Source organism: Ruegeria sp. CK3, assembly GCF_056536565.1.
The window spans coordinates 295,640-320,293 of sequence record NZ_JBQFPV010000003.1; the positions used below are offsets into that span (position 1 = coordinate 295,640).

The 24,654-nt window shown below is 60.7% G+C and carries 18 protein-coding genes; 14 read left to right on the forward strand and 4 right to left on the reverse strand.

What is annotated here, in order from left to right:
- Positions 1–13: 13 nt before the first annotated feature.
- A complete protein-coding gene (locus tag ACR0C3_RS05615) occupies positions 14–3,751 on the reverse strand; it encodes a beta strand repeat-containing protein (RefSeq protein WP_480757590.1) in 3,738 nt (1,245 codons plus the stop codon).
- A gap of 358 nt (positions 3,752–4,109) precedes the next feature.
- On the opposite strand from ACR0C3_RS05615, the gene ACR0C3_RS05620 reads away from it, so the two are divergent.
- Positions 4,110–5,066 (forward strand): LysR family transcriptional regulator, encoded by a 957-nt coding sequence (locus ACR0C3_RS05620; RefSeq protein ID WP_480757592.1) that lies wholly within the window; start codon positions 4,110–4,112, stop codon positions 5,064–5,066.
- 18 nt (positions 5,067–5,084) lie between these two features.
- Here ACR0C3_RS05620 and ACR0C3_RS05625 read toward each other — a convergent pair whose 3' ends face one another.
- Together ACR0C3_RS05625 and ACR0C3_RS05630 are read right to left on the reverse strand one after the other, a co-directional pair.
- Positions 5,085–5,786: a GntR family transcriptional regulator gene (locus ACR0C3_RS05625; RefSeq protein ID WP_170555019.1), complete on the reverse strand. Its 702-nt coding sequence runs from the start codon at positions 5,784–5,786 to the stop codon at positions 5,085–5,087.
- A gap of 78 nt (positions 5,787–5,864) precedes the next feature.
- Entirely contained in the window at positions 5,865–7,223 is a 1,359-nt protein-coding gene (locus tag ACR0C3_RS05630; protein WP_480757593.1) for a formimidoylglutamate deiminase, read from the reverse strand.
- A gap of 82 nt (positions 7,224–7,305) precedes the next feature.
- Between ACR0C3_RS05630 and hutI the strand changes: the two genes are divergently transcribed.
- From hutI to ACR0C3_RS05695, 13 genes are all read left to right on the forward strand, one after another.
- Positions 7,306–8,514: an imidazolonepropionase gene (gene hutI, locus ACR0C3_RS05635; RefSeq protein WP_480757595.1), complete on the forward strand. Its 1,209-nt coding sequence runs from the start codon at positions 7,306–7,308 to the stop codon at positions 8,512–8,514.
- Positions 8,511–10,049, forward strand: a complete 1,539-nt coding sequence (hutH, locus tag ACR0C3_RS05640) for a histidine ammonia-lyase (protein ID WP_480757597.1) — start codon at positions 8,511–8,513, stop codon at positions 10,047–10,049. The genes hutI and hutH overlap by 4 nt, the downstream gene beginning before the upstream one ends.
- Entirely contained in the window at positions 10,049–10,840 is a 792-nt protein-coding gene (gene hutG, locus ACR0C3_RS05645; RefSeq protein WP_480757669.1) for an N-formylglutamate deformylase, read from the forward strand. The genes hutH and hutG overlap by 1 nt, the downstream gene beginning before the upstream one ends.
- A complete protein-coding gene (hutU, locus tag ACR0C3_RS05650) occupies positions 10,837–12,519 on the forward strand; it encodes a urocanate hydratase (RefSeq protein ID WP_480757598.1) in 1,683 nt (560 codons plus the stop codon). The genes hutG and hutU overlap by 4 nt, the downstream gene beginning before the upstream one ends.
- Before the next feature lie 127 nt (positions 12,520–12,646).
- Positions 12,647–13,627, forward strand: coding sequence for a biotin synthase BioB (bioB, locus tag ACR0C3_RS05655; protein ID WP_480757599.1), 981 nt, complete (start codon positions 12,647–12,649; stop codon positions 13,625–13,627).
- The gene (locus ACR0C3_RS05660; protein WP_480757601.1) at positions 13,624–14,757 is read left to right on the forward strand and encodes an 8-amino-7-oxononanoate synthase; all 1,134 of its coding nucleotides are present in this window, start codon (positions 13,624–13,626) and stop codon (positions 14,755–14,757) included. The genes bioB and ACR0C3_RS05660 overlap by 4 nt, the downstream gene beginning before the upstream one ends.
- Positions 14,754–15,374 carry a dethiobiotin synthase gene (gene bioD, locus ACR0C3_RS05665; RefSeq protein ID WP_480757602.1) on the forward strand — a complete coding sequence of 207 codons (621 nt, stop codon included), beginning with the start codon at positions 14,754–14,756 and terminating at the stop codon, positions 15,372–15,374. Before ACR0C3_RS05660 ends, bioD begins: the two co-directional genes overlap by 4 nt.
- Complete coding sequence (gene bioA / locus ACR0C3_RS05670; protein ID WP_480757603.1) at positions 15,371–16,657, forward strand: adenosylmethionine--8-amino-7-oxononanoate transaminase; 1,287 nt, start codon at positions 15,371–15,373, stop codon at positions 16,655–16,657. The genes bioD and bioA overlap by 4 nt, the downstream gene beginning before the upstream one ends.
- The gene (locus tag ACR0C3_RS05675; protein WP_480757605.1) at positions 16,654–17,274 is read left to right on the forward strand and encodes a pimeloyl-ACP methyl esterase BioG family protein; all 621 of its coding nucleotides are present in this window, start codon (positions 16,654–16,656) and stop codon (positions 17,272–17,274) included. The genes bioA and ACR0C3_RS05675 overlap by 4 nt, the downstream gene beginning before the upstream one ends.
- Complete coding sequence (locus ACR0C3_RS05680) at positions 17,271–18,032, forward strand: methyltransferase domain-containing protein (protein ID WP_480757606.1); 762 nt, start codon at positions 17,271–17,273, stop codon at positions 18,030–18,032. The genes ACR0C3_RS05675 and ACR0C3_RS05680 overlap by 4 nt, the downstream gene beginning before the upstream one ends.
- Positions 18,033–18,217: 185 nt before the next feature.
- Positions 18,218–19,579, forward strand: a complete 1,362-nt coding sequence (locus ACR0C3_RS05685; protein WP_480757607.1) for a glutamine synthetase family protein — start codon at positions 18,218–18,220, stop codon at positions 19,577–19,579.
- Between the two features lie 94 nt (positions 19,580–19,673).
- Complete coding sequence (locus ACR0C3_RS05690; protein WP_480757608.1) at positions 19,674–21,056, forward strand: aldehyde dehydrogenase family protein; 1,383 nt, start codon at positions 19,674–19,676, stop codon at positions 21,054–21,056.
- Positions 21,053–22,198 (forward strand): iron-containing alcohol dehydrogenase, encoded by a 1,146-nt coding sequence (locus tag ACR0C3_RS05695; protein WP_480757609.1) that lies wholly within the window; start codon positions 21,053–21,055, stop codon positions 22,196–22,198. The genes ACR0C3_RS05690 and ACR0C3_RS05695 overlap by 4 nt, the downstream gene beginning before the upstream one ends.
- A gap of 43 nt (positions 22,199–22,241) precedes the next feature.
- Here ACR0C3_RS05695 and ACR0C3_RS05700 read toward each other — a convergent pair whose 3' ends face one another.
- Positions 22,242–24,647, reverse strand: coding sequence for a YbcC family protein (locus ACR0C3_RS05700; protein WP_480757611.1), 2,406 nt, complete (start codon positions 24,645–24,647; stop codon positions 22,242–22,244).
- Between the last annotated feature and the right edge of the window lie 7 nt (positions 24,648–24,654).

The following is a 24,654-nucleotide window of genomic DNA, read 5'->3' on the forward strand; positions in this document are numbered from 1 at the left end:
CGTCCGTTTTCGATTAAGCGACGAAGTCGTCTTCGGTCAGATCGGTGGTGTTTACGCCCGCCAGACGGACCGAGCCTTCGGTGCCGAACGAGATCACGGCGTCGTTCCCATCCTGTGCGACATTCACCGCACCGCCGAAATCGGGGCCGAAATCGCCGAATTGCAGCTGGTCGAGGCCAACTTCGAAGTCCTGGATCACGTCGTCTCCGAAGTTCGCGCCGAAGGTGAAGGTATCCGCACCTGCGCCGCCGATCAGGATGTCATTGCCACCCTCGCCCGAGATCAGGTCATCGCCGTCACCACCGCTGAGCTTGTTGTCGAGATCGCTGCCGATGATGATGTCTCCATCGTCGGACCCGATCACATTCTCGATCAATTGCAGAACATCGACCTCGATCTGGTTGTCGATGACGTCCTGACCGATGACACCGGTGCCGCCTGTGGCGTTCACGTCGAGAGTGGCGCCAGCATCTACCAGCGTGTCCTGTACTACCGGACCATTTGCACCAGCCGGAGCGTTGTGCAGATGGATAGCCGAGACAACACCTGGGATCGGCGTGTTAAGGTCGGCCTCATTCAGGCCCACAACGCTCAGCTCGCTGGAATAGGTCACCTCACCCGTGTGCAGGTTCTGCGTAATGACCACAGTCGCCTCGCCGGTGGCTTCGCTGTCCGAGGTCGGCCCCGGTTCCTGCGCCGCGTCCAGACCGCCGCTTAAGGTGACGGTGCGAATGCCATGCTCGGTCTCGACACTGTCCACCAGCAGCTGCCCGCGGATTTCGCCGCCGGGGAAGTCCGAAGTGTGTATGTTGTAGTACAGGTTGCCCTGAAGCGCCTGTTCCACAAAAGCCGCACCATTGGCGATGTTCGCACCGAACTGACCGGGGGCAGAGATCACGGCGTCCTTGACCGAGACATTGAAGCCTGTATCGCGGGTTGCCGTGCCATTGCCATTGGCGCCCAGGCGCACCTCGACCGCGACATCCAGATCCGAGAAATCGGCTGTGTCGACACCCTCACCACCGTCGATGAAGTCATTGCCCAGACCACCGGTCAGAACATTGTCCGCATCGCCCGCGATCAGCACGTCGTCGCCCGCGCCACCGTCGATGGTGCCGTTGGTGGTGCCCAGATCGACAAAAATGTCATCGCCAGCGCCCAGCAGGACGTTGCCGTTGATCACGCCTTCGTCGTCATTGACGATGGTCACGTCACCCGCATCCGAGGCGTCGATCGCATTGACCGTCCCGCGGATCTCACCTTCGTTCAGGATCGCCCCCAGAAGGTTCAGGCCACCGTCAACACGGATACCTGCGGCTGCGTCCGAGGTCTCGGACCCTGCGATCAGGCCTTCATTGACGACCACCCCGGCAAATCCGGCCTCGGACTGGCTGGTAAACAGGCGCAGGCCATCGCCGACCTGATTGCCCTCAACCGCGTCGCCGCGACCTTGCAGGGTGCCTTCGTTCAGAATGGCTGCCGACACGATATCGCCTTCAACATTGCCGGTTTGCAGCGACACGGCCGAGCCGTTGTTGCCCAGACCCGCATCAACCAGACCGGTGTTGTTGAAGGTGTAGTTGTCGGCAGTGCCATCGGCATAGACGGTGCCATTGCGCTGATCGCCGGTGCCCAGGATTTCGCCTTCGTTGACGACCTCAAGCCCTTCGCCATCGATGTTCACCGCACGGCTGTTCGACGTGACTGTTCCACGGTTCACAAACGAGCCGCCGGTGTGATCGCCAGTTCCGAAGTAGACGCCGTTTTGCACACCTGCGAATACGCCGCCTTCTTCGTTGACCAACTGGCCTTGGAAGTTGACGTTGTTCACCGCGCGGAACGCACCTACGGTTCCGTTTGCACCTTCGGACAGGACGGTGCCCGCGTTGGTGATGGAGCCGGTGAACGTGCCAGCGTTGCCGACATTGCCGATGCGGATACCGTCGCCTGCGGCATTGGTGCCCGCCGCTGCGTTGCCGCGACCCTGGATCAGGCCGTCATTGTTCAGCGTGAACGCATTCTCACCTGCGATCTCGGCGCCAAAGCCCGAGCCTTCATTGCCTTCACCCGCATCGACGAGGCCGGTTTCCTGGTTGTTGAAGGTAAAGTCCTGCGCCGTGCCATCGGCGTAGACCGTGCCGTTGCGCTGGCTGTCGGTGCCGACGATCTCACCTGCGTTGTTCACTTCCAGGCCGATGCCGTCGATATTGAACGCGCGGCTGTCGGACGAGATCACCCCGGTTTCGAGGTTGTTGAACACACCACCGGTGTGATCCGCGCCTTCACCGGCGACCGGGTTGCCGAAATAGACACCGTTTTGAACGCCCGAAATCTGGCCCGAGTTGTTGAACTCACCCTGGAACGACACACCGTTGACGAAACGGACACCCGCGATGGTGCCATTTGCGCCCTCGGAGTCGATGGTGCCCGAGTTGTTGATGACCGCATCGGTGACGCCGATGTTGCCCACATTGCCGACCCGGATACCGTCGCCAGCCGCGTTGGAGCCAGCCGCTGCGTTGCCGCGGCCCTGAATGGTGCCCGCATTGTCCAGCGTGAACGAGGATGCGCCATCCGCAGTTCCGCCGATTTCAACGCCAAAGCCCGACCCTTCATTAACTTCGCCGGCGTCTATCGTACCGGTGACCAGGTTGTTGATTGCGAAATCATCAGCGGAGCCGTCGGCATAGACGGTGCCGTTGCGCTGGCTGTCCGTGCCAAGGATATCGCCACCGTTCACAAGGTTCACACCCGTGCCGTCGATGTTCACCGCGCGACTGTCGGATTGGATCGTGCCGAAGTTCAGAACATCCAGATCATGCGTGCCCTGACCGATATAGAGGCCGTTTGCAGCACCCTCGATCACCCCGGTCGAGGTGTTCAGGATCTCGCCCTCGGCGCTTGCGCCATCCGCGATGCGGATACCGGCTGCGGTGCCTTGCGTGCTTTCCGATGTGATCAGCCCACTGTTGAGGATCTCGGTCTCGAGGATCGTGCCCTCGGCACCGTTGTTGATGCGGATACCGTCACCTGCCAGACCGGTGTTCGATGCCGCCTGACCACGGCCCTGAATGGTGCCGCCAAAGCCGTTGAAGATATCGGTTTCCACTCGGTCGCCGACCTCATCCCCGACCTGAAGTGAGATCCCGGCGCCCTGATTGCCTTCGCCAGCATCCACGGTTCCGCCCGTGAAGTTCGAGATCGAGATATCCTCGGCGGTGCTGTTGGTGTAGATCGTGCCGTTGCGCTGATATCCGGTGCCAAGGATGTCGCCGAAGTTGCGCACATCAATGCCCTGGCCCTGAATATCCACGGCACGGCTGTCGGAGGAGATCACGCCGCCACGGAAATTATCCAGGCTGCCCGAGCTGTCGGGGCCTGCAAACTGAACACCGTTAAAGTCGCCCGTGATCTCACCAAAGTTGCGCACAGCGGCGCTGCCGGTGACCTGAACGCCGGTGGCCAGCGCATCGGGGCCGCTATTCGCCTCGATCAAACCCGAGCGGAAATTGAACACGTCAACATCCTCACCCTGCGCCTGAACGGCGGCGACGGCGTTGTTGGTGATAATCTCGCTAAAGTTCAGCAGGCGCGAAAAGTCGTTGGCCAGAACAAAGGCGGGCGTGTCATCCACGATCGTGTTCTGGAAGAAGTTGTTGAAAAGGGTTTGGCCGTCACGTGTGGTCTCTTGCGCCAGTGTTGACGTGGTCAAGAGACGGGCGCGCAGGCTTTCTACGAATTGGGACAGCATTGGTCACTCCGTCTGGTTTGTTGCGTGGTGCAGGTGGCCCGTTCGATCGGGCAACCGACGCATCAAATCAGTAGGCCCCGCACATAGTCGGCGGAAATTCATGCTCCAAATCGGGGGTATAACCAACGCAAATACTCACGGATTTCGTGAAGTCTTGACGGGCCGCAGCCTTGATTTTAACGGCGATGCGATGGGAAAACGCGGGTCGCTCACTTATTTGATGACGACGTTTCACCTATTTGTGACGGGATGTGCGGGTCAAATTCCCCTCAAATCGCTGTCCGGGCTTCTGAAACAAGGGGGCAGCGCGTAGTCTCACAGGTACCTTGACCTATATATTTGTTTGAATTGCCCCGTCATGAACCTGAGAGACTTGGAATACGTCATTGCCATCGCCAAGCACGGCCAGTTCAGTCAGGCCGCATCAGCCTGCAACGTGTCCCAGCCGGCGATGTCCAACCAGATCAAGAAACTCGAACAGGAGTTGGGGGTCGAGCTGTTCCTGCGACTGAACAATGAGGTCCGCCCGACGGCCTGCGGCGCGCGGATTGTCGGCATTGCAACAAGGATGCTGAATGACGCACAAAAGATCCGCGACACAGCGACCGAGTTCCGCGACCCCGAGGCAGTGCCTTTTACCATCGGCATGACGCCCACGTTGGCCCCTTATTTGACGCAGTACTTCTCGGAGCTGTTCAGCACTCTGTTCCCGCGCATGCGGGTGACGATGATCGAGGACCTGCCGCAAAAGATGTTGAAGATGGTCGAAGATCACGCGCTGGATCTGGCGCTGGTGGCCAAGATCAACAACAGCGACGCGCTGGATTTCACCTCGATCTGGTCCGAGCCTCTGTTTCTGGCACTGCGCGAGGGGCATCCGCTGCATACTCTGCCTTCGATTTCTTCCGATGAGGTGCCGGTGCATGATTTCATCCGGCTGCCCCACAGTTTCGGCTATGCGCTGGAAGATCGGTTGCCCAAGCAGGATCCCTCCAGCCGTATCAGTAAGCGCTTTGATCTGACCGCTTTGCGGTTCGAGACAATCTGCCGTCATATCTGCCACTCAGACGATTGCACGATTGTCTCCGCCCTGGCGGCCGAGCAGTTCAAGCGGGATAACTGGCCGCTTTGCTTTATTCCGTTCGAAGGGCCAGGCCATCTGCGCGATCTCGGGGCGGCGACGCGGCCAAATTGCCCGCGCAAACCGATGCTGGCGCGCATCGGAGAATACATCCGCGAAAAACCCCCGATCGGAGTGATCCCGACCTATCGACCCGAGGAAGTTGATCCGCCGAAACAGCCAGCGACGGTCTGAGCGTTTTCGGCAAAGGGGTTAGTAGGTGGTCCGCATCTGATAACCTTGATGGAAGGTCATTCTGACGAATGTGACCGGTTTGCTTTGGAACCATGTCGTGCGTTCCAGTTGGAACAACGGTGTGCCCGGTGGCACTGACAGAAAGTCCTGCAACTGCCCGGTGGCCGGAACCGCCGAGAAGGCGATCTCAGCGTTGGAAAAGGGAACCTCGGACAGCAGCCATTCATTGGGGCCGGTGGTCAGAAAGCTCTCATTCACCACGTGAGGTACGGCATCGACGCTGATCCAGCGCTCTTCAAACTGAAAAGGGCGGTTGTCGGCGTGATGCATGCATTGAAGATGCAGGATTTGTGCACCTTCCTGCAGGCTCAGCTTGGCCTGTAGCCACGCTGGGCAATCGATCTGCGTACGGCTGACAAGCGCATAGCGGTACTCGGCATTCATATCCTCGATCGTCTGGCGGACAACGGTGATCGGCAGTTTGGCCTGTTTGACCGGGGTCGTGACAACTCGGGTCCCGCCTTTTCGCTTACGAGTGATGATGCCCTGTTCAGCCAGCTCTCGTAGAGCGCGGTTCACGGTAGCACGGGCGCAGCCGAACTCGGCGGCGAGTTCCAGTTCGGTCGGTAGCAAACTGCCTTGGGGCCAGATGCGGCTTTGGATACGGTTGATCACCTCGTCACGGATATCCTGAAAACCGATGTTCTTCTGTTCCGTCACGATCTGATCCCGTTTCCTCAATAAACTTATTCATAATATGTATCGCAGGCGACCTTCGCGTAAAGAGAATGCCGAACGCTACAAGTGAGGCAGTATCTCGGCTATGGCTTTTCTGTATCGCGTCACGATCTGGTCGCGTGCCACGTGGCGCCCCTCCTTGACCCTATGCCGCCCGGCGGACCAGAGGTCGGTCACAACCCTGTCCTGTGCGGCAAACACAAGCCCGTCCAGCAACTGTTCAGGTCGCAACGCACAGAGCGCCGGGTCGCTGCTGTCGATGGCAACGAGGTCGGCCAAGGCGCCCTCTGCGATCTGCCCCGCGTTGCGGCCTAGCGCTTGCGCTCCACCCGTCGCGGCGCCGCAATAGAGGGTTTGTCCGACGGACCCTTCGCCGACTACCATCACATTGCGCGACAGGTCACGCAGGCGTTGGGAGTACTCCAGCGTCCGAAGCTCCTCGGTCAGTGAAATCCGGACATTGGAATCCGATCCCACACCGAACGTGCCGCCTGCAGCCAGGTAAACAGAGCCATTGAACGGGCCGTCGCCCAGATTGGCTTCTGTGATTGGGCAGAGGCCAGCGACAGCGCCGGAGGCCGCCAAGGCGCGTGTCTCTTCATCGGTCATGTGTGTGGCGTGGATCAAGCACCACTGCCTGTCGACAGGGGCATTACCCAGCAGCCATTCGACCGGGCGCGCGCCCAGGCCAGTCTGCACCTGCGTAACCTCCTTGGGCTGCTCGGCTATGTGGATATGAACCAAACCGGTTTTATGGTTCAGCACTTCTTTCAGATCGGCGGGTGAGGTCGCGCGCAGGGAATGCGGGGCAATACCCACCCGGACATCCTCGGGAAGTGAAGCGCTGGCCGCTTTCGCCTCGTCCACCAAGCGCAGGAAACGGGTCACGTCGTTGTCGAACCGCTGTTGCCCGAGTTCCAAAGGCACTTCTCCGACACCGGCATAGGAGTAGAGGACGGGCAGATGCGTCAGGCCGATGCCCGTTTCGACAGCGGCAGCCATGATGCGGTCAGAGAGCTCGGCCAACCGCTCATAGGGTGCGCCGCCGGGTTGATGGTGCAGATAGTGGAATTCTCCGACGGAGGCGAACCCGGCCTCCTGCATCTCCATATAGACCAGTGCGGCGATGGCCTGAATCTGATCGGGCGTCAGTTGTGCAGTAAATCGATACATCACATCGCGCCAGGTCCAGAAGCTGTCGCGCCCGGCGCGTCGGTATTCGGTCATTCCTGCCATGGCCCGCTGAAAGGCATGGCTGTGAAGGTTGGCCAGCGCAGGCAACAGGGTGTCGACCGTGACATCTGCGTCCTGCGCTTTAGCGCCAACTGTCACAGCGGCAACGTGCCCGCCTTTCAGGTCCAGCCTGACATTTTTTGCCCAACCTGTTGGTAACAATGCGCGCTTCGCGAAGATGGTCATGTAGCTCTCCATTTTATGGATAGACATAAAGCATATTGGAATGTACTAGAAAAGAGAGAATTGCATCCACTGCGAGAATCAAATGCCCACAACCCACATCCTGAATGATTTGAGCGCCGCAACCATGGTGGAGAATGGCGCGCCTTATGGGGTGATCGAGTCAGCGGCAATTGTGATCGAGGGCGAAAAAATCGCATGGGTTGGGCCGCAGGCCGCATTGCCCGAAGCCTTTGCCGGGTCGTCTGAGACGTCCTGTGCAGGCCGTCTGGTGACACCCGCTCTGATCGACTGCCACACGCATGTGATCCACGGCGGCCACCGCGCGGTCGAGTTCGAGATGCGCTTGAATGGGGCGAGCTATGAAGAGGTCGCCCGCGCCGGAGGGGGAATCATCTCGACGGTAACGGCCACGCGCGATGCCAGTTTGGATGACCTGATCGCTCAGGCGCTGCCGCGCGTGGATGCGATGCTGGCCGAAGGTGTCTCGGTCATCGAAGTGAAATCTGGCTACGGTTTGGATTGCGAGACCGAATTGACCATGCTGCGCGCCGCGCGGGCTTTGCAAGACCACCGTCCGGTGCGGGTCGTTACCAGCTTTCTTGGCGCCCACGCGGTGCCGGTGGAGTACAAGGACAATCCGGACGCATACATAAGTGAGATTTGCATTCCAACCCTGCGCGCCGCCCATGCCGAGGGACTGGTTGATGCACTTGATGCCTTCTGCGAAGGGATTGCCTTTCTGCCCGACCAACTCGTGCCATTGTTTGATGTGGCGAGAGAGCTTGGCCTGCCAATCAAACTCCACGCCGAACAGTTGTCCAACCTGGGCGGCGCAAAGCTGGCGGCCAGCTATGGCGCACTGTCTGCGGATCATATCGAGTATCTCGATGAAGAGGGCGCGGTGGCAATGGCTGGTGCAGGCACTGTTGGTGTGATCCTGCCCGGTGCTTTCTATACCCTGCGCGAAACGCAATCTCCGCCCATTGATCTGCTGCGCAAGCACAATGTCCCGATGGCTTTGGCGACGGATTGTAATCCGGGTTCGGCCCCAATGACCTCTCTGCTTTTGGCGATGAACATGGGCTGCACCCTGTTCCGCATGACGCCCGAAGAGGCGCTGAAAGGCGTGACCCTCAACGCGGCCCGCGCGCTGGGTTTGCAGGGTTGCGGCCAGATTGCACCCGGCATGCGCGCTGATCTGGCGATCTGGAACGTCACTCACCCGGCCGAGCTATCTTATCGCATCGGCTTCAATTCGCTACACACTCGCATTTTCGGAGGCGCAGTTTGACCACCCTGACCCTTACGCCCGGCGCTGTTTCTCTGGCGCAGTTGGAGCAGGTGTTCCGAGACGAATGCGCCGTGCAGCTGGACCCGGCCTGCCATCCCGGCATTCAGGCGGCCCACGCGCGCATCGCGGATGCCGCTGCGGGCGACGCGGCGGTCTACGGCGTCAACACGGGCTTCGGCAAACTTGCCAGCGTCAAGATCGCGGCCGAGGATACCGCGACCCTGCAACGCAATCTGATCTTGTCACATTGCTGCGGCGTCGGCCCTGCGATCCCGCGGGCGCATGCGCGGTTGATGATGGTCCTGAAACTGCTCAGCCTCGGGCGCGGAGCCTCGGGCGTGCGGCTGGAGTTGATCACGCTTCTCGAGGCTATGCTGGCCAAGGGCGTCACGCCTGTGATCCCAGCGCAGGGCTCGGTCGGGGCCTCTGGTGATCTGGCGCCGCTGTCGCATATGGCCGCTGTCATGATGGGCGCAGGCGAGGCCGAATATGGTGGCAAGGTCGTGCCGGGGGCCGAGGCGCTAACGGCGGCTGGCCTGACGCCGGTGGAGCTTGGCCCGAAAGAAGGCCTCGCGCTGATCAACGGCACCCAGTTTTCGACCGCTTTTGCTTTGGCGGGCCTGTTTGGGGCGTGGCAAGCGGCGCAGAGCGCGCTGGTCACATCGGCTCTGACCACGGACGCAATCATGGGATCCACCGCGCCGTTGCAGCCTGAAATACACAGCCTGCGTGGCCATCGCGGCCAGATTGAGGCCGCAGCCACGATGCGTGCCCTGCTGGCTGGATCGGTGATCCGCGAAAGTCACCGCGAAGGCGATACGCGCGTGCAGGACCCGTATTGTATCCGCTGCCAGCCGCAGGTCGTCGGTGCGGCAATGGACGTGATCCGACAGGCCGCCACAACGCTTGAGCTTGAGGCGAACGCCGCCACCGACAACCCTCTGGTCCTGTCAGAGGCCGGGCTGATTGTCTCGGGCGGTAACTTTCATGCCGAACCGGTTGGTTTCGCCGCCGATATGATCGCGCTGGCTGTGGCCGAGATCGGAGCCATCGCCCAACGCCGCATCGCGCTGATCGTGGACCCCGTCCTCAGCTTTGATCTGCCGCCGTTCCTGACGCCTAATCCGGGGCTGAACTCGGGCCTGATGATTGCCGAGGTCACGACGGCGGCTTTGATGAGCGAAAACAAACATCTCGCCAACCCCTGCGTGACGGATTCTACGCCGACCTCAGCCAATCAGGAGGACCATGTTTCAATGGCAGCCCATGGCGCGCGACGTTTGGGGCAGATGGTCACCAATCTGGAGCGTATTCTGGGGGTGGAACTGCTCTGCGCCACGCAAGGGATCGAGTTCCGCGCGCCATTGCCAACCAGTGAAACTTTGCAGGGCGTGATGGCCCGGTTGCGCGCTGTGGTGCCGCCTTTGGGGGACGACCGCTATACCGCGCCGGATATCGAGGCAGCCTCGACACTGATTTCCAGGGGTGAAATCGCCTGTAACACTGGCGTTGCCATGCCGGAGTTGGGCGCGTGATGGACCCGGTTGAGGTCACCCGAGGCGATAGTCCCATCGTTCTGGGCCTGCCCCATACCGGTACCTATGTGTCGCCCGAGGTTCAGGCCAGGCTGAACGCGCGGGGCAGGGCGCTGACGGATACGGATTGGCATGTCCACACGCTCTACGACGGGTTGCTGACCGGGGCGACGACGGTCCGAGCGACCTTCCACCGCTATGTGATTGATGCCAATCGCGATCCGTCGGGCTTGTCGCTCTATCCCGGTCAGAACACGACTACACTGGTTCCGCTGACCGATTTCGATGGGAATGGCATCTGGGATCAGCCGCCATCCGACAAAGACATCGCAGATCGCCTCGCCGCGTTTCACGCGCCTTACCATGCTGCGCTCAAGGTCGAATTGGATCGGGTTAGGGCGATCCATGGCATTGCTGTTCTGTATGACTGTCACTCGATCCGCGGCACCATTCCGTTCCTGTTTGACGGGGTTTTGCCGGAATTGAATTTGGGCACGAACAACGGCACAACCTGCGCGCCACAGATCGAGGCGGCGGCCCATGAGTTCGCAGCCTCATCACCCTACAGCACCGCTATAAACGGACGGTTTAAAGGCGGCTGGACGACGCGCCACTATGGCTGCCCGGCCGAGGGTTTGCACGCCATTCAGATGGAGCTGGCGCAATCTACCTACCTGACGACCGAGCGCCCGCCATGGTCCTATGACGACCGCAAAGCCGGCCGTTTGCGCCGCTGGCTATTCGACATTCTGGACGCCGTCCAAGACACAGCATTGGAGCTTGCATCATGACCGACCCTCGCAAGAACACCCGTGATATCTATCCACCCACCGGGCCAGAGTTGAACGCCAAAAGCTGGATGACCGAAGCGCCGCTGCGGATGCTGATGAACAACTTGCATCCGGACGTGGCCGAGAACCCGCATGAGCTGGTTGTGTATGGCGGCATCGGGCGCGCGGCACGGACGTGGAACGACTTTGATACGATCGTGGCCAGCCTCAAGGATCTGGAAGAAGACGAGACACTGGTTGTGCAGTCCGGCAAACCGGTCGCCATTGTGCGGACGCATACGGATGCGCCTAGGGTGTTGATCGCGAACTCGAACCTCGTGCCGCATTGGGCCAATTGGGATCACTTCAACGAGCTCGATAAGAAGGGCCTGATGATGTACGGCCAGATGACCGCTGGCTCGTGGATCTATATCGGGACGCAGGGCATCGTGCAGGGCACCTATGAGACCTTTGCCGAGGCCGGACGTCAGCACTATGGCGGCGACCTGACCGGAAAGTGGATTCTGACCGGCGGTTTGGGCGGCATGGGTGGCGCGCAGCCTTTGGCGGCGGTTTTCGCCGGGGCCTGCTGTCTGGCGGTCGAGTGCAACCCGGACAGCATCGACTTCCGTCTGCGCACCAAATATCTGGACGAAAAGGCCGAAACGCTGGACGAAGCGCTTGCCATGATCGATCGCTGGACCAAGGCGGGCGAGGCGAAATCGGTCGGCCTGCTGGGCAATGCAGCCGAAATCTTCCCCGAGATTTACGCCCGGATGCAAGCCGGCGGCATGCGCCCCGATATTGTCACCGACCAGACCAGCGCCCATGACCCGGTCAACGGCTACCTGCCGCTGGGCTGGACCATGGCGCAGTGGAAAGACAAGCGCGAAAGCGATCCCAAAGCGGTTGAGAAAGCTGCGCGCGCGTCGATGAGCCAACATGTCGCTGCGATGGTCGATTTCTGGAACGCGGGCGTGCCAACGCTGGACTACGGCAACAACATTCGCCAAGTGGCGCAGGATGAAGGGCTCGAGAACGCCTTTGCCTTCCCCGGTTTCGTGCCCGCCTATATTCGCCCGCTGTTTTGCCGCGGGGTCGGCCCGTTCCGCTGGTGCGCCTTGTCTGGCGACCCCGAGGATATCTACAAAACCGATGCCAAAATGAAAGAGCTGTTCCCCGAGAACACCCATCTGCACAATTGGCTCGACATGGCGAAGGAGCGTATCGCCTTCCAAGGCCTGCCCGCACGGATCTGCTGGATCGGTCTTGGGGATCGTCACAAAGCGGGGCTGGCCTTCAACGAAATGGTCCGCACCGGAGAGCTGAAGGCCCCGGTTGTTATTGGCCGAGATCACCTGGACAGCGGGTCCGTCGCCTCACCCAACCGCGAGACCGAAGCGATGAAGGACGGCTCGGACGCTGTTTCGGACTGGCCGTTGCTGAATGCGCTGGTGAACACGGCCTCGGGCGCCACATGGGTGTCTTTGCATCATGGCGGTGGGGTCGGCATGGGCTTTAGCCAACATGCGGGCGTGGTCATTTGCGCCGATGGTACCGATGCAGCGGCCAAACGGCTGGAGCGGGTTTTGTGGAACGACCCGGCCTCAGGCGTGTGGCGCCACGCAGATGCGGGGTACGAGGATGCCAGGGCCTGCGCCCGCGAACACGGGCTGCAGCTACCGGGTATTCTGGGATAGAGCTTCGGTCAGCGATCAGCAAATTGATGCGTCATATTGAACTTGTGATGCATGCCGGGTTGCGTCGTGACATTTTGTAGATAATAAACTCGACGCAATGCAAGCTGCCGAGAGTTTTATAGATAAAATGATCATCCCTCATTCCGGCTGGACCAAGAAATCCGCGCAAGCTGTTCATGATCTTCCGCTGATGGATCTGCTATTCCGAGCGCAAACCGTCCATCGTGAGCACTTCGACCCGAACAAAATCCAGACCTCGAAACTGCTGTCGATCAAAACCGGAGGCTGCGCCGAGGATTGTGCTTATTGCTCTCAATCGGCCCGCAATGGCTCGACCCTGCCTGCCTCCAAACTAATCGAGGTGCAGCGTGTTCTGGCCGAGGCGAAGAAGGCTAAGGATGGTGGCGCGACGCGGTTCTGCATGGGCGCTGCCTGGCGTGAGCCCAAGGCGCGGGACATGGCAGCTTTGGTCGCGATGGTCGAAGGCGTCAAGGCCATGGGAATGGAGACCTGCATGACGTTGGGCATGCTGGACGACACACAGGTCGTGCAGCTGCGCGATGCAGGCCTTGACTACTACAACCACAATATCGACACGTCTGAGCGCTACTACTCCGAGGTCATCACAACCCGAACCTTCGCCGACCGGATCGACACGATGAACCGGGTGCAAGAAGCTGGAATCAAGGTGTGTTCCGGCGGTATTCTGGGCATGGGTGAGCATACGGGCGACCGTATCGACATGCTGCTGACGCTGGCCAACATGCAGCCCGCGCCGGATTCGGTTCCGATCAACATGCTGATGCCGCAGGCCGACACACCTTTGGCCGACGCCGAGCCGATCGACCCGATCGACTTTGTGCGCATCATAGCGACGGCGCGTATCCTGATGCCAACCTCTTACGTTCGCCTGTCGGCTGGCCGCAGGGAGATGAGCGACGAGATGCAGGCGATGTGTTTCTTCGCCGGTGCGAACTCGATCTTCGTGGGTGAAACGCTGCTGACGGCGCAAAACCCCGAAGAGGACACCGATATGATCCTGTTCGCCAAACTTGGTCTGCAAGCCGAGAAAGCCGGGGATCAGGCGGGCCAGGAAGCCGCTGAATGAAGGCTGTTGCTCGGCTCGAATCCATGCTCGACACCTTGCAGGCCCGGCATCGCCGCCGGGTCCTGACGCCTGCGTCGGGATTGGATTTCGCGTCGAATGACTATCTGGGCCTTGCCGGATCGCGGCTTCTGCAAGAGGCCGCGCAAGAGGCCTTGTCGCGCGGTGTTCCGGTTGGCTCTGGCGGCTCTAGGCTATTGCGCGGCAATCACGCCGAGCATGAAGCGCTGGAGGCCGAAGCCGCCGCGTTCTTTGGGGCCGAGGCGGCGTTGTTCATGGGTGGTGGGTTTCAGGCCAATCAGGCGATTTTCGCAACCCTACCTGCGGCCGAGGATCTGGTCCTCTTTGATGCTTTGGTTCACGCCAGCGCGCATGAGGGCATGCGCTCTTGCCGGGCCGATCTGCGGTCGTTTCGGCACAATGATGTCGGCGACGCGCGTGAAAAGGCGCAGCAGTGGCGGACCGAGGGCGGCGCGGGCCAAATTTGGATCGCAGTCGAAAGCGTCTATTCGATGGAAGGGGATCTGGCCCCTCTTTCCGATCTGGCGGGTTTGGCGCGAGAGCAGGAAGCTGTTCTGGTCGTCGACGAAGCCCATGCGACCGGCGTGTTCGGACCTCAGGGACGGGGGATGGCGCATGACCTCGACTGCCATCTGTTGACGCTGCACACCTGCGGCAAAGGTCTGGGCGTTGCCGGAGGGTTGATCTGCGGCCCCAAGGTCATGATCGACACGCTGATCAACCGCGCACGCCCCTTCATTTTTGCCACCGCGCCGTCGCCTTTGAATGCCGCTTTGGTTCGTACGGCCCTTGAGGCGCTGGCTGCTCAGACAGGTCTGGTCGACGACGCCCAGAAGCGAATTGGCCATGCCCATGATGCGGCGCGCGCAATTGGAATTGCTGAGGCTGCGCTCAACAGCCAGATCATTCCGGTCATTCTGGGCGATGATGCGCGCACGATGACGATGGCGCAGGGCTTGCAGACGCAAGGGTTCGACGTCAGGGGCATCCGCCCGCCAACGGTACCGCGCGGGACGTCACGCTTGCGGATTTCCATCACCGGCAATGTAGATAGCGCCGATATCTCGGCCCTGTTTAACGTTTTGGCGGCATATCAATCGGAGGCCGCATGAGCGCGCTGATCATCACCGGAACCGACACCGGCGTCGGCAAGACTGTATTCTCCGCCGGTCTGACCGCCGCCCTTGGAGCTACCTACTGGAAGCCGGTGCAATCCGGGCTTGAAGATGCGACCGACACAGACATCGTGCGCGATCTGTCCGGCGCCGAGGTTCTGCCCGAGGCCTTCCGACTGAACATGCCCGCCTCGCCGCACCTGTCCGCCGAGGACATGGGGGTCGAGATCGACATTGCCCAACTGGCACTGCCGCAGGTCGATGGCCCTCTGGTTGTCGAAGGGGCAGGGGGCGTGATGGTTCCTCTGAACCGGCAGGTGTTCTATCTGGATCTCTTCGCGCAATGGAAAGCCCCCGTGGTTTTGGTTGCGCGCACCGCGCTTGGTACGATCAACCACACGGCGCTGTCCCTGATGGCGTTGCGCAATGCGGGGTGCGATGTCGTTGGCGTTGCCTTTGTCGGCGACCCCGAGCCAGAGGTCGAACAAACCATCGCGCAGATGTGCAAGGTCCGGCATCTGGGGCGTTTGCCCTACCTCTCGGACCTGACCCGTGAAAAACTGTCGGATGCGTTCCAGACCATCGACCTTGATGCGATCCGGAGGGCTCTATGACCCCGCTCGAGTTTGACGCCCGCCACCTGTGGCACCCCTACACCCATGTGCTGGATCCCGGCCCGATGCATCTGATCACCGGCTCCGAGGGCGTCTGGCTGACGCGTGAGGACGGCAGGCAGATGATCGACGCCATGTCCTCCTGGTGGTGTACCGTTCACGGCCATCGCCACCCGGCCATTATCGAGGCGATGCAGGCCCAACTGGCGCAACTGCCGCATGTTATGTTCGGAGGCCTGACTCATGCGCCCGCAGTTGAGTTGGGTCACAGGCTGATCGGAATGCTACCCGACGGTCTGGATCGCATCTTCTACAGTGACAGCGGCTCGGTCGCCATCGAAGTCGCGTTGAAAATGGCGGTGCAGTACCAGATCGCCAAAGCCTGCGGCGCGCGATCAGAGTTCGCCACCATCCGGGGCGGCTATCACGGCGATACGTGGAAAGCGATGAGCGTTTGCGACCCGGTGACCGGGATGCACGGACTGTTCAAGGGCGCTCTGTCCATCCAACATTTTCTGCCGCGCCCGACCATCCGGTTCGATCAGGACTGGTCGGAGGACTCCGCCGAAAACGGGCTGATGGCACTTGAGCAGTTGTTGGACGAAAAGGGTGACAAGATCGCGGGGCTGATCCTGGAGCCTGTCGTGCAGGGTGCGGGTGGCATGTATTTCTACCACCCGAACTGGCTGAAGGGTGCGCGGGCGCTGTGTGACGCGTATGATGTTCTCCTGATTTTCGATGAAATCGCCACGGGCTTTGGCCGCAGTGGCGAGCTGTTTGCCATGGATCACGCAGACGTGGTGCCGGACATCCTGTGCCTCGGCAAGGCCTTGACAGGTGGGCACATTACACTGGCCGCCACCATAGCGACCGAGGCGGTTGCGCACGGCATCGGCGAAAGCGAGGCCGGGGTGCTGATGCATGGCCCGACCTATATGGCCAACCCTCTGGCCTGCGCCGCCGGTGTTGCCAGCCTCGATCAATTGGTCCAACGCGACTGGCGGGCTGAGGTCACGGGGATTGCGCAACAGATGCAGGACGAACTCGCTCCGGCTCGTGAGTTGCCCGATGTTGCGGATGTGCGGGTTCTGGGTGCCATTGGCGTGATCGAGATGAAGGACCGTGTCGACCCTGCCGTGGCCCATGGCCTAGCCCCAAAAACAGGCGTCTGGTTGCGTCCGTTTGGGCACAATATTTACTGCATGCCGCCCTACATCATCTCGCCAGATGAGTTGAGCCGCGTCACCGCTGCCATGTTCGATCTCGCCGGAGGTGCCGGATGAGGTATCACTGGCTGGCATGCTCGGATAACCCCGATCTGATCCTCGTGTTCGGGGGATGGGCGTTGGGTCCTGCGCCGTTTTCTGGCCTCACAGGTGGGGAAAATGTGCTGTTCGTTGAGGGTAATACCCGGCTGAATGACCCGCTGCCGGACTTAGCGAGGTTCGACCGATTGAATCTGCTAGCTTTCTCTTTCGGCGTCGCCTCGGCCGCGCACTGGCTGAACAAAACGGGGATGCGTCCAGATCGCTTGGTTGCAGTCAGCGGCACGCTGAACCCGGCAAGTGCCGAGCATGGGATCGCGCCCGATATGATTCGAGCGACTGCAGATCAATTGTCTCTGGCCAGCTTTGCTAAATTCTGTCGTCGCGCGGGCGTCAGCGGAGAGGTTCCCGAACTGGATATCCCGTCGGCTCGGGCTGAGTTGCGCGCGGTGATCGACCGTGGCCCAGCTGAAGATCCGGGTTTTGATCGTATTTGGATTCCCACCCGAGACCGTATCGTTCCTACTAACGCACAACAGGCCGCATGGGCCTCGCATGCTGATAGTATTCGAACTGTCGAAGGTCCTCATGTCCCGTTCCGCGCGGGGCAAAGCTGGGCGGAGTGGCTGGCATGACAGTGCAACTCTCGGACCGGGTTCAGCGTAGCTTCAGCCGTAGCTTTCAAAGCTATCACGACACGGCCTGCCAACAGGCCTGGGTGGCCCAGAAACTGGTGGAAGAGATGCGCCGACACGGTGCCCCGACCAAGTTTGAACGCGGATTTGAGTTGGGTTGCGGAACTGGGCATTTCACGCGACTTCTGTGTCAGGCTCACTGTTTTGAAGGCCTCACCCTGAATGATATCGCAACCGAAGCCCGCCAAACAGCGGATGAGATGGGCGCGCAGTTTATCTGCGGGGATGCGCGGCGGGTGTTCTGGCCCGAGAATGCTGATCTTTTTGCCTCGGCGTCGATGATCCAGTGGATGGAAGACCCGCAGGCGCTTTTGGAACGAGCGGCGAGGTCTCTGGCGCCTGGCGGTTGGTTGGTGATTTCGGGCTTTGGGCCGCAACAATATAGGGAACTGAACCAAATCGGCACCTCGGCCCGTGCCCCCGGTTTGTGCAACCCTGACCAAATGGCTGCCGCCGCTAGGGCGCACATGGAGGTGCTTGCGACAGGCGAGGCGCTGCGGCCCTCGTACTTCCCCACGCCGCGCCATGTTCTGCGCCATTTGCGCAAGACCGGCGTCAACGGGCGTGCGCAGAGCGTCTGGACAAAGTCCACACTCGCCCGGTTCGAGGCAGAGTACACGCGCCAGTTTCAGACCGAAAACGGCGTCTCTCTCAGCTATCATCCCGTCTGGATCGTCGCGCGCAAGCCGCAGGTCTGAGACCTCGCGGTTACTAGATCACGTCCGTCTTTTCAGCGTTTGCAGGTACTCAAGCGCAGATTGTGAAATCTCATACCGAAACGTCGCAATGATCTGTTGCGTTCGCTGCCACAGGTCGCCACGGTAGCATTTGAGATTTTGGCGTTGCTGTGGCCCGCCATCAGGAATTTGAAGGAGGGGGCAGAATGACCGCGACACTTACATTCGAACATCTCAAAACGCAGGTTTCAGCGGGTGAGGTAGACACCGTTCTGGTGTGCTTTGTCGACATGCAGGGCCGTCTGATGGGCAAGCGCTTTCACGCGGGTCATTTCGTTGCGGGCGCATGGGAAGAAACCCATTGCTGCAACTACTTGCTGGCCACCGATCTTGAGATGGGCACACCGGATGGGTATGCCTCGACCAGTTGGGAGCGGGGCTATGGCGACTACGTCATGAAGCCCGACCTTGCGACCCTGCGCCCGGTGCCGTGGCTTGAGGGCACTGCGATGGTGATGTGCGATATTCTCGATCATCACACGCATGAAGAGGTGCCGCATGCGCCTCGGGCGATGTTGAAGGCGCAGGTCAACCGCTTGAGGGCCATGGGCTATGAAGCGATGTGTGCGACGGAGTTGGAGTTTTTCCTTTTCGAAAAAAGCTTTGACGAAATCCGCAAAAATGGCTTTCGCGATCTTGAGCCGATTTCCGGCTACAACGAGGATTATCATATCCTCCAGACCACCAAGGAAGAGCATGTGATGCGTCCGATCCGCAACCATTTGTGGGATGCGGGGATACCGGTTGAGAACTCGAAAGGTGAGGCCGAAACCGGGCAGGAAGAGCTGAACATCAAATACGCGCCAGCGATGGAAACGGCCGAATACCACTCAATCGCCAAGAATGCAGTGAAAGAGATCGCCTGGCAGCATGGTCATGCGGCAACGTTCCTGCCAAAGTGGCATCACGACAAGGTCGGCAGTTCCAGCCATGTGCATCAATCCCTGTGGAAGGACGGCGCACCTGCTTTCTATGATGAAAGCGATCCACTTGGCATGTCGGATGTGATGAAAAGCTACTTGGCCGGCCTGCTGAAATACGCCCCGGACTACACGTATTTTATGGCCCCTTACATCAACAGTTACAAACGGTTCATGAAGGGCACCTTTGCGCCGACACGGATTATTTGGTCGGTGGATAATCGCACGGCTGGCTTTCGCCTGTGTGGAGATGGGACCAAGGCCATACGTGTGGAATGCCGGATCCCAGGGTCGGACATGAACCCGTATCTTGTGATGGCCGGTATGCTGGCGGCGGGAATTGCCGGCATTGAAGAGGGATCGGAGTTGCAACCTGCGGCAACCGGCGACGTTTACCAGGGCGATACGGGGATGATCCCCGGCAATCTTGGTGCAGCATTGAGCGCTTTGCGTGGTTCGGCCATGTTGCGGGCTGCTATGGGGGATGAGGTGGTGGATCACTACGCTCGGGCCGCTGAGGTGGAAATCGAAGAATTTGCGCGTGTGGTAACCGATTGGGAAGTTGCCCGTGGGTTTGAGCGCGCGTAGAGGGCAGGAGCGAGGGGCCAGCCCCTCGCGCTCCCCGAGGTATTTTGGGCCAGATGAAGCAGGGGATCCTGTTTTTTCGGAAAATGGAGTGACTATGGGGCAGATGTTAAAGTGTGTCTCACCGATTGATGGGTCGGTTTTTGCGGAGCGGGAGGTGCTATCTCGGGACGTGGCGTTTGAGGCGGCGGCTCGGGCACGCGCCGCGCAGGCGGCTTGGGCGGCGCGGTCCTTGCACGAGCGAGTTGATCTTGTGATGGCCGGTGTCGCGGCGGTTGGTGCGATGAATGATGAGATCGTGCCTGAGCTTGCCCATATGATGGGTCGGCCCGTGCGCTACAGTGGTGAGTTTGGTGGGTTCAATGAACGCGCCAGCCATATGGCGGAGAATGCTGAAAGCGCGCTTGCCGATATCGCCGTGGGCGAGGATGAGACGTTTCGGCGGTACATTAAGCGCGTTCCGCAAGGGGTGGTCTTTGTGGTGGCCCCCTGGAACTATCCCTATATGACGGCGATCAACACGGTGGCTCCGGCGCTGATCGCCGGGAATACCGTGATCCTGAAACATGCCACCCAGACTTTGTTGGTGGGCGAGAGGATGGCGCAGGCGTTCCACGTGGCTGGTCTGCCCGAGGATGTGTTTCAGAATATCTTCCTCAGCCACGATGTGACTATTGATCTGATTGCCGGAAATGCGTTTGATTTCGTGAACTTCACTGGCTCGGTCGGCGGCGGGCAGGCGATGGAACGTGCAGCCGCTGGCACCTTCACAGGCGTCGGGACCGAGCTTGGCGGAAAAGATCCGGGCTATGTGATGGAGGATGCCGATCTGGATGCCGCCGTGGATACTCTGATCGACGGGGCGATGTTCAACTCGGGCCAATGCTGCTGCGGGATTGAGCGGATCTACGTGCATGAAAGTTTTTTTGACGACTTCGTTGCGAAGGCGGTCGAGATCGTGAAGGGCTACAAGCTCGGCAATCCTCTGGACCCTGAGACGACGCTGGGCCCGATGGCCAATGTGCGCTTTGCCGATGAAGTGCGCGCTCAGATTGCCGAGGCTGTAGCGGATGGCGCGGCGGCCCATATTGAGACATTCCCCGAGGATGACGGTGGTGCTTATCTGACGCCTCAGATCCTGACCAATGTCACCCATGATATGCGCGTGATGCGGGATGAGAGTTTTGGGCCGGTCGTGGGCATTATGAAAGTGTCCTCGGACGAGGAGGCCATCGCGCTGATGAATGACAGCGAATTTGGCCTGACCGCCAGCCTGTGGACCCGGGATGTGGACCGGGCTGCGCGGGTGGGCGACCAGATCGAAACCGGCACTGTGTTCATGAACCGGGCCGACTATCTGGACCCGGGTCTGTGCTGGACCGGCTGCAAGAATACCGGGCGGGGCGGTGGCCTGTCGGTCATCGGGTATCACAACCTGACCCGTCCAAAATCCTACCATTTGAAGAAGGTAACATCATGAGCCTTGTTGGAAACTGGTCCTACCCGACCGCGATCAAATTCGGTACTGGCCGCATCAAGGAACTGCCCGAGGCCTGTGCGGCGGCAGGGACGAAGCGCCCTCTGCTGGTGACGGACAAGGGGTTGGCGGATTTGCCGATTACCACGGTGACGTTGGACATTCTTGAGGCCGCCGGGCTGGGTCGAGGTCTGTTCAGCGATGTGGACCCGAATCCGAATGAAAAGAACCTCGAAGCCGGGGTCGCAGCCTACAATGCGGGCGGGCATGATGGGGTGATTGCCTTCGGCGGCGGCTCAGGGCTGGATCTTGGCAAGATGGTTGCCTTCATGGCGGGTCAAACGCGGCCGGTTTGGGATTTTGAAGATATCGGCGACTGGTGGACCCGCGCGGATGCGGATGTGATTGCGCCAATCATTGCGGTGCCGACCACAGCCGGGACAGGGTCCGAGGTGGGGCGTGCCAGTGTCATCACCAATTCCGAGACCCACGCCAAGAAGATCATCTTTCACCCGAAGGTTCTGCCCACCGTGGTGATCTGCGACCCGGAACTGACCGTGGGCATGCCGAAGTTCATCACGGCAGGCACCGGTCTTGACGCCTTTGCCCATTGTGTCGAGGCCTATTCCAGCCCGCATTACCACCCGATGAGTCAAGGCATCGCGCTTGAGGGGATGCGGTTGGTCAAGGACTATCTGCCGCGTGCTTATGGGGATGGCACTGATCTTGAGGCGCGCGCGCAGATGATGAGCGCGGCGGCCATGGGGGCGACGGCGTTCCAAAAGGGGCTCGGCGCGATTCACGCCATGAGCCATCCGATTGGCGCGGTGTTCCACACCCATCACGGCACGACCAACGCGGTCTGCATGCCCGCTGTGCTGGAATTCAACGCACCCGTCATTGCGGATCGGTTCCAACAGGCTGCCGCTTATCTGGGGATCGATGGTGGCTTTGACGGGTTCCGCGCCTTTGTACAGGAATTCAACGATGCGCTCGGCATCCCGCGCCAGCTGTCGGAACTGGGCGTGACCGAGGACCGGATCCCCGAACTGGTCGAAGGCGCGATCATTGACCCCTCCTGCGGGGGCAATCCGATCCAGCTGACGAAAGAGAACCTGACGCAGCTGTTCCACGCCGCGCTTTAGGATAAGACGGCCCGGCGGGTTTCCTCGCCGGGCCTTCCAGTTATTACTCAGCCGCCATGGCGCTGATCTCGGCCCGCGCCATCGCGACCCATTCCAGATCCTTGGTGTAACGCCAGGCCAGATCGCCGTTTTCATCCACGGCAATCAGGTGCAGCCAACGATTGTCGAACAGCTCTTTCACTGTTTCGTTGCGGCTGAGGATTTCGTTCATCGCCTCTCGTGGGGCCTCAATGATGACCGACAGCCGAAGCGGATCGTGCTGGAAGGCCTCTCCGTCATGTATGGATTGCCAAGGCAAGCCGGGGCGCAAAGCGCCGCCGTTTCCCTCGACCACGCCGATGCCGCCAACCACGTTGTGCAGCAGTTTGTTACCGCCGCCAAACAGGCTGGGCGCAACGGTTGAGCCGTAGTACTGCAGGCTGATCCAGCTGGCGACTACGACCGGAGCAGTCATGATCAGTTCCAGCACGCCAAAGCCCTCATCCGCGCGCCAGTCATAGCTGTGCAGGAAGGACTGGCCCGCAAGACCCGTGCCATCGGTCCGGGACCGCGGCGCGGCAATGAAGGCGCGGCACCCTGCCAGACCCCATTCGGGGCGCAGCTCAGCCCAGTCGGTGGCGCGGCGGGCGATGTCATTGGCCCCCTTGGCACGCGGCAGACGCGCGGCACGCTCGGACCGGGCCAGTTGTCCGGCCGATGTTAGCCAGGTTTTCAACTGTGCGATCTGCGCGGCCCAATGACCCGTCGCCTGATCCTGATCGAACAGAGAGACCTTGTCGGTCGTGGTGTGGTGCATCGCCGCCAGAAACAGCGTGTCCGCCGGGATGTCGATCCCCTCGGCGCGCAGCCCTTCACGTACTGCATGATCGTTCAACAATCCGGCCAGAAGGCGGGCGCTGACGTCACCGGCATGACCGCCACATGCGCCACATTGCAGGGCGCTTTCATGGGGGTTGTTGGTCACATCCGCGCCATGACCGGCCAGCATCACGACGCGAGCGAAGTTGCTGGTCAGAGACATCGCCCCAAGGATGGCTTTGGCCGAGGCGATACGTGCTGGCAGGTCGATCGCGTCGTCAAGCTTCGGCGCAGGGTCGAACTTCGTAGACCCGTGGCCCTTGCCAAGAGCATCACGCAGCAGTTTGCCCGCATAGACCGGGCCCGTTGCCTCGACAAACGCGAAGGACGAGACCGCGGCCAGTTTGAACCGGCCCCAGGCCCGTTTGGCCCGTGCGGTGTAGCGGCGATTCAGGTCAGCCTGCGCGCCCTCGGCCGCGTGGGAGCACACGTTCGGGTTCAACAGGACTGGCCCCCGTATCTCGGTCACGTCTGAACCGGCTGCCTTGTGGGCGCTGGCGAGGCCGAAGAAGCCCGCAAAACCAATGGTTTCGATCCCGCTGTCCTGCGATTCCAGCGCGCGGCGGAAGACTTCGGAGCGGACGTCGATGCAAAAGGCCGCTTGCACCTCGGGACGGCCTTCGACCTTGCGCGGCTGACGTGCGCTGAGGGTTTGCGCCAATTTGCGCTGTTGCGCGCGCTCCGAGGCGTCCTGTAGCACCGCGTCGATCACCAGATCGCGGGTCGGGGTGATGGGGGCTTCATGTTGGGCAATGGTTTCAGCCCAGCGATCGGCAATCTGATCGTGGTAGAGACCAAACAGAGCCTCTTCGAATACCATGCGAATGGCCAGCAGTTCGGTGGTGCTTGTATCCGTCTGCCCTTCCAATTCAGCCTGCCATAGCAGATAGCGGGCATATTGCGCCCAACCGCCCAGTGTCATCAGCCAGCGATGGAAGGCGGTGCTGGCCGCCTCAGGGGTAACGCCCAGTGCCTCAGAAGCGCGGCCAATCGCCCGCCATTGCGAGCGGTTGGTGCCGGCTACGAAGGCTCCGAACCCTTTCAAGCCGTGGATTTCCGGGGTCAGATCGCGTGAGGCGAACTCGCGCCACGCGCTATAGGCACCGCCTGTGCGGTTGGGTTGCCACATGGCCTGACCCTGATCGAAATGGCTAGCGGCCCAGGCCCCGATCCGTTCGTCAATCAGACTGGGCCAGTCGATGCCGGAAACCTCGGCGGCCAGATCGGCAACCGTGGGCAGGGGGGACAGCTTCGCGGTCTCGGACCCGAGTGCGGCTTGCAGATCCTCGAAACTGGGCGTGTCAAAGCGGCTTTCGACGCTGGCGAGGGCATCCCTCAGATCGGCTTCGGTGATCTCTCCACTTGCCAGTTTCTGTGCGAATACCGTCCGGTCCGGCGTGATCCGCGTGCCTGCAACCTGCGCCAGCCGGGCCGAGGTCACGGCCAGCGTCTCTTGCGTTTGTCCCAGAAACGGGTTCACCGCGACGTTGGAGGCAAGCGGGAACAACGGCGGGATTTGACGCACCGCGTCATTGGCCAGCGCGACCAGTTCCAGAAGGGCTGCGGGATAGCTTTCGTGCTTCATATACATTTTGAAA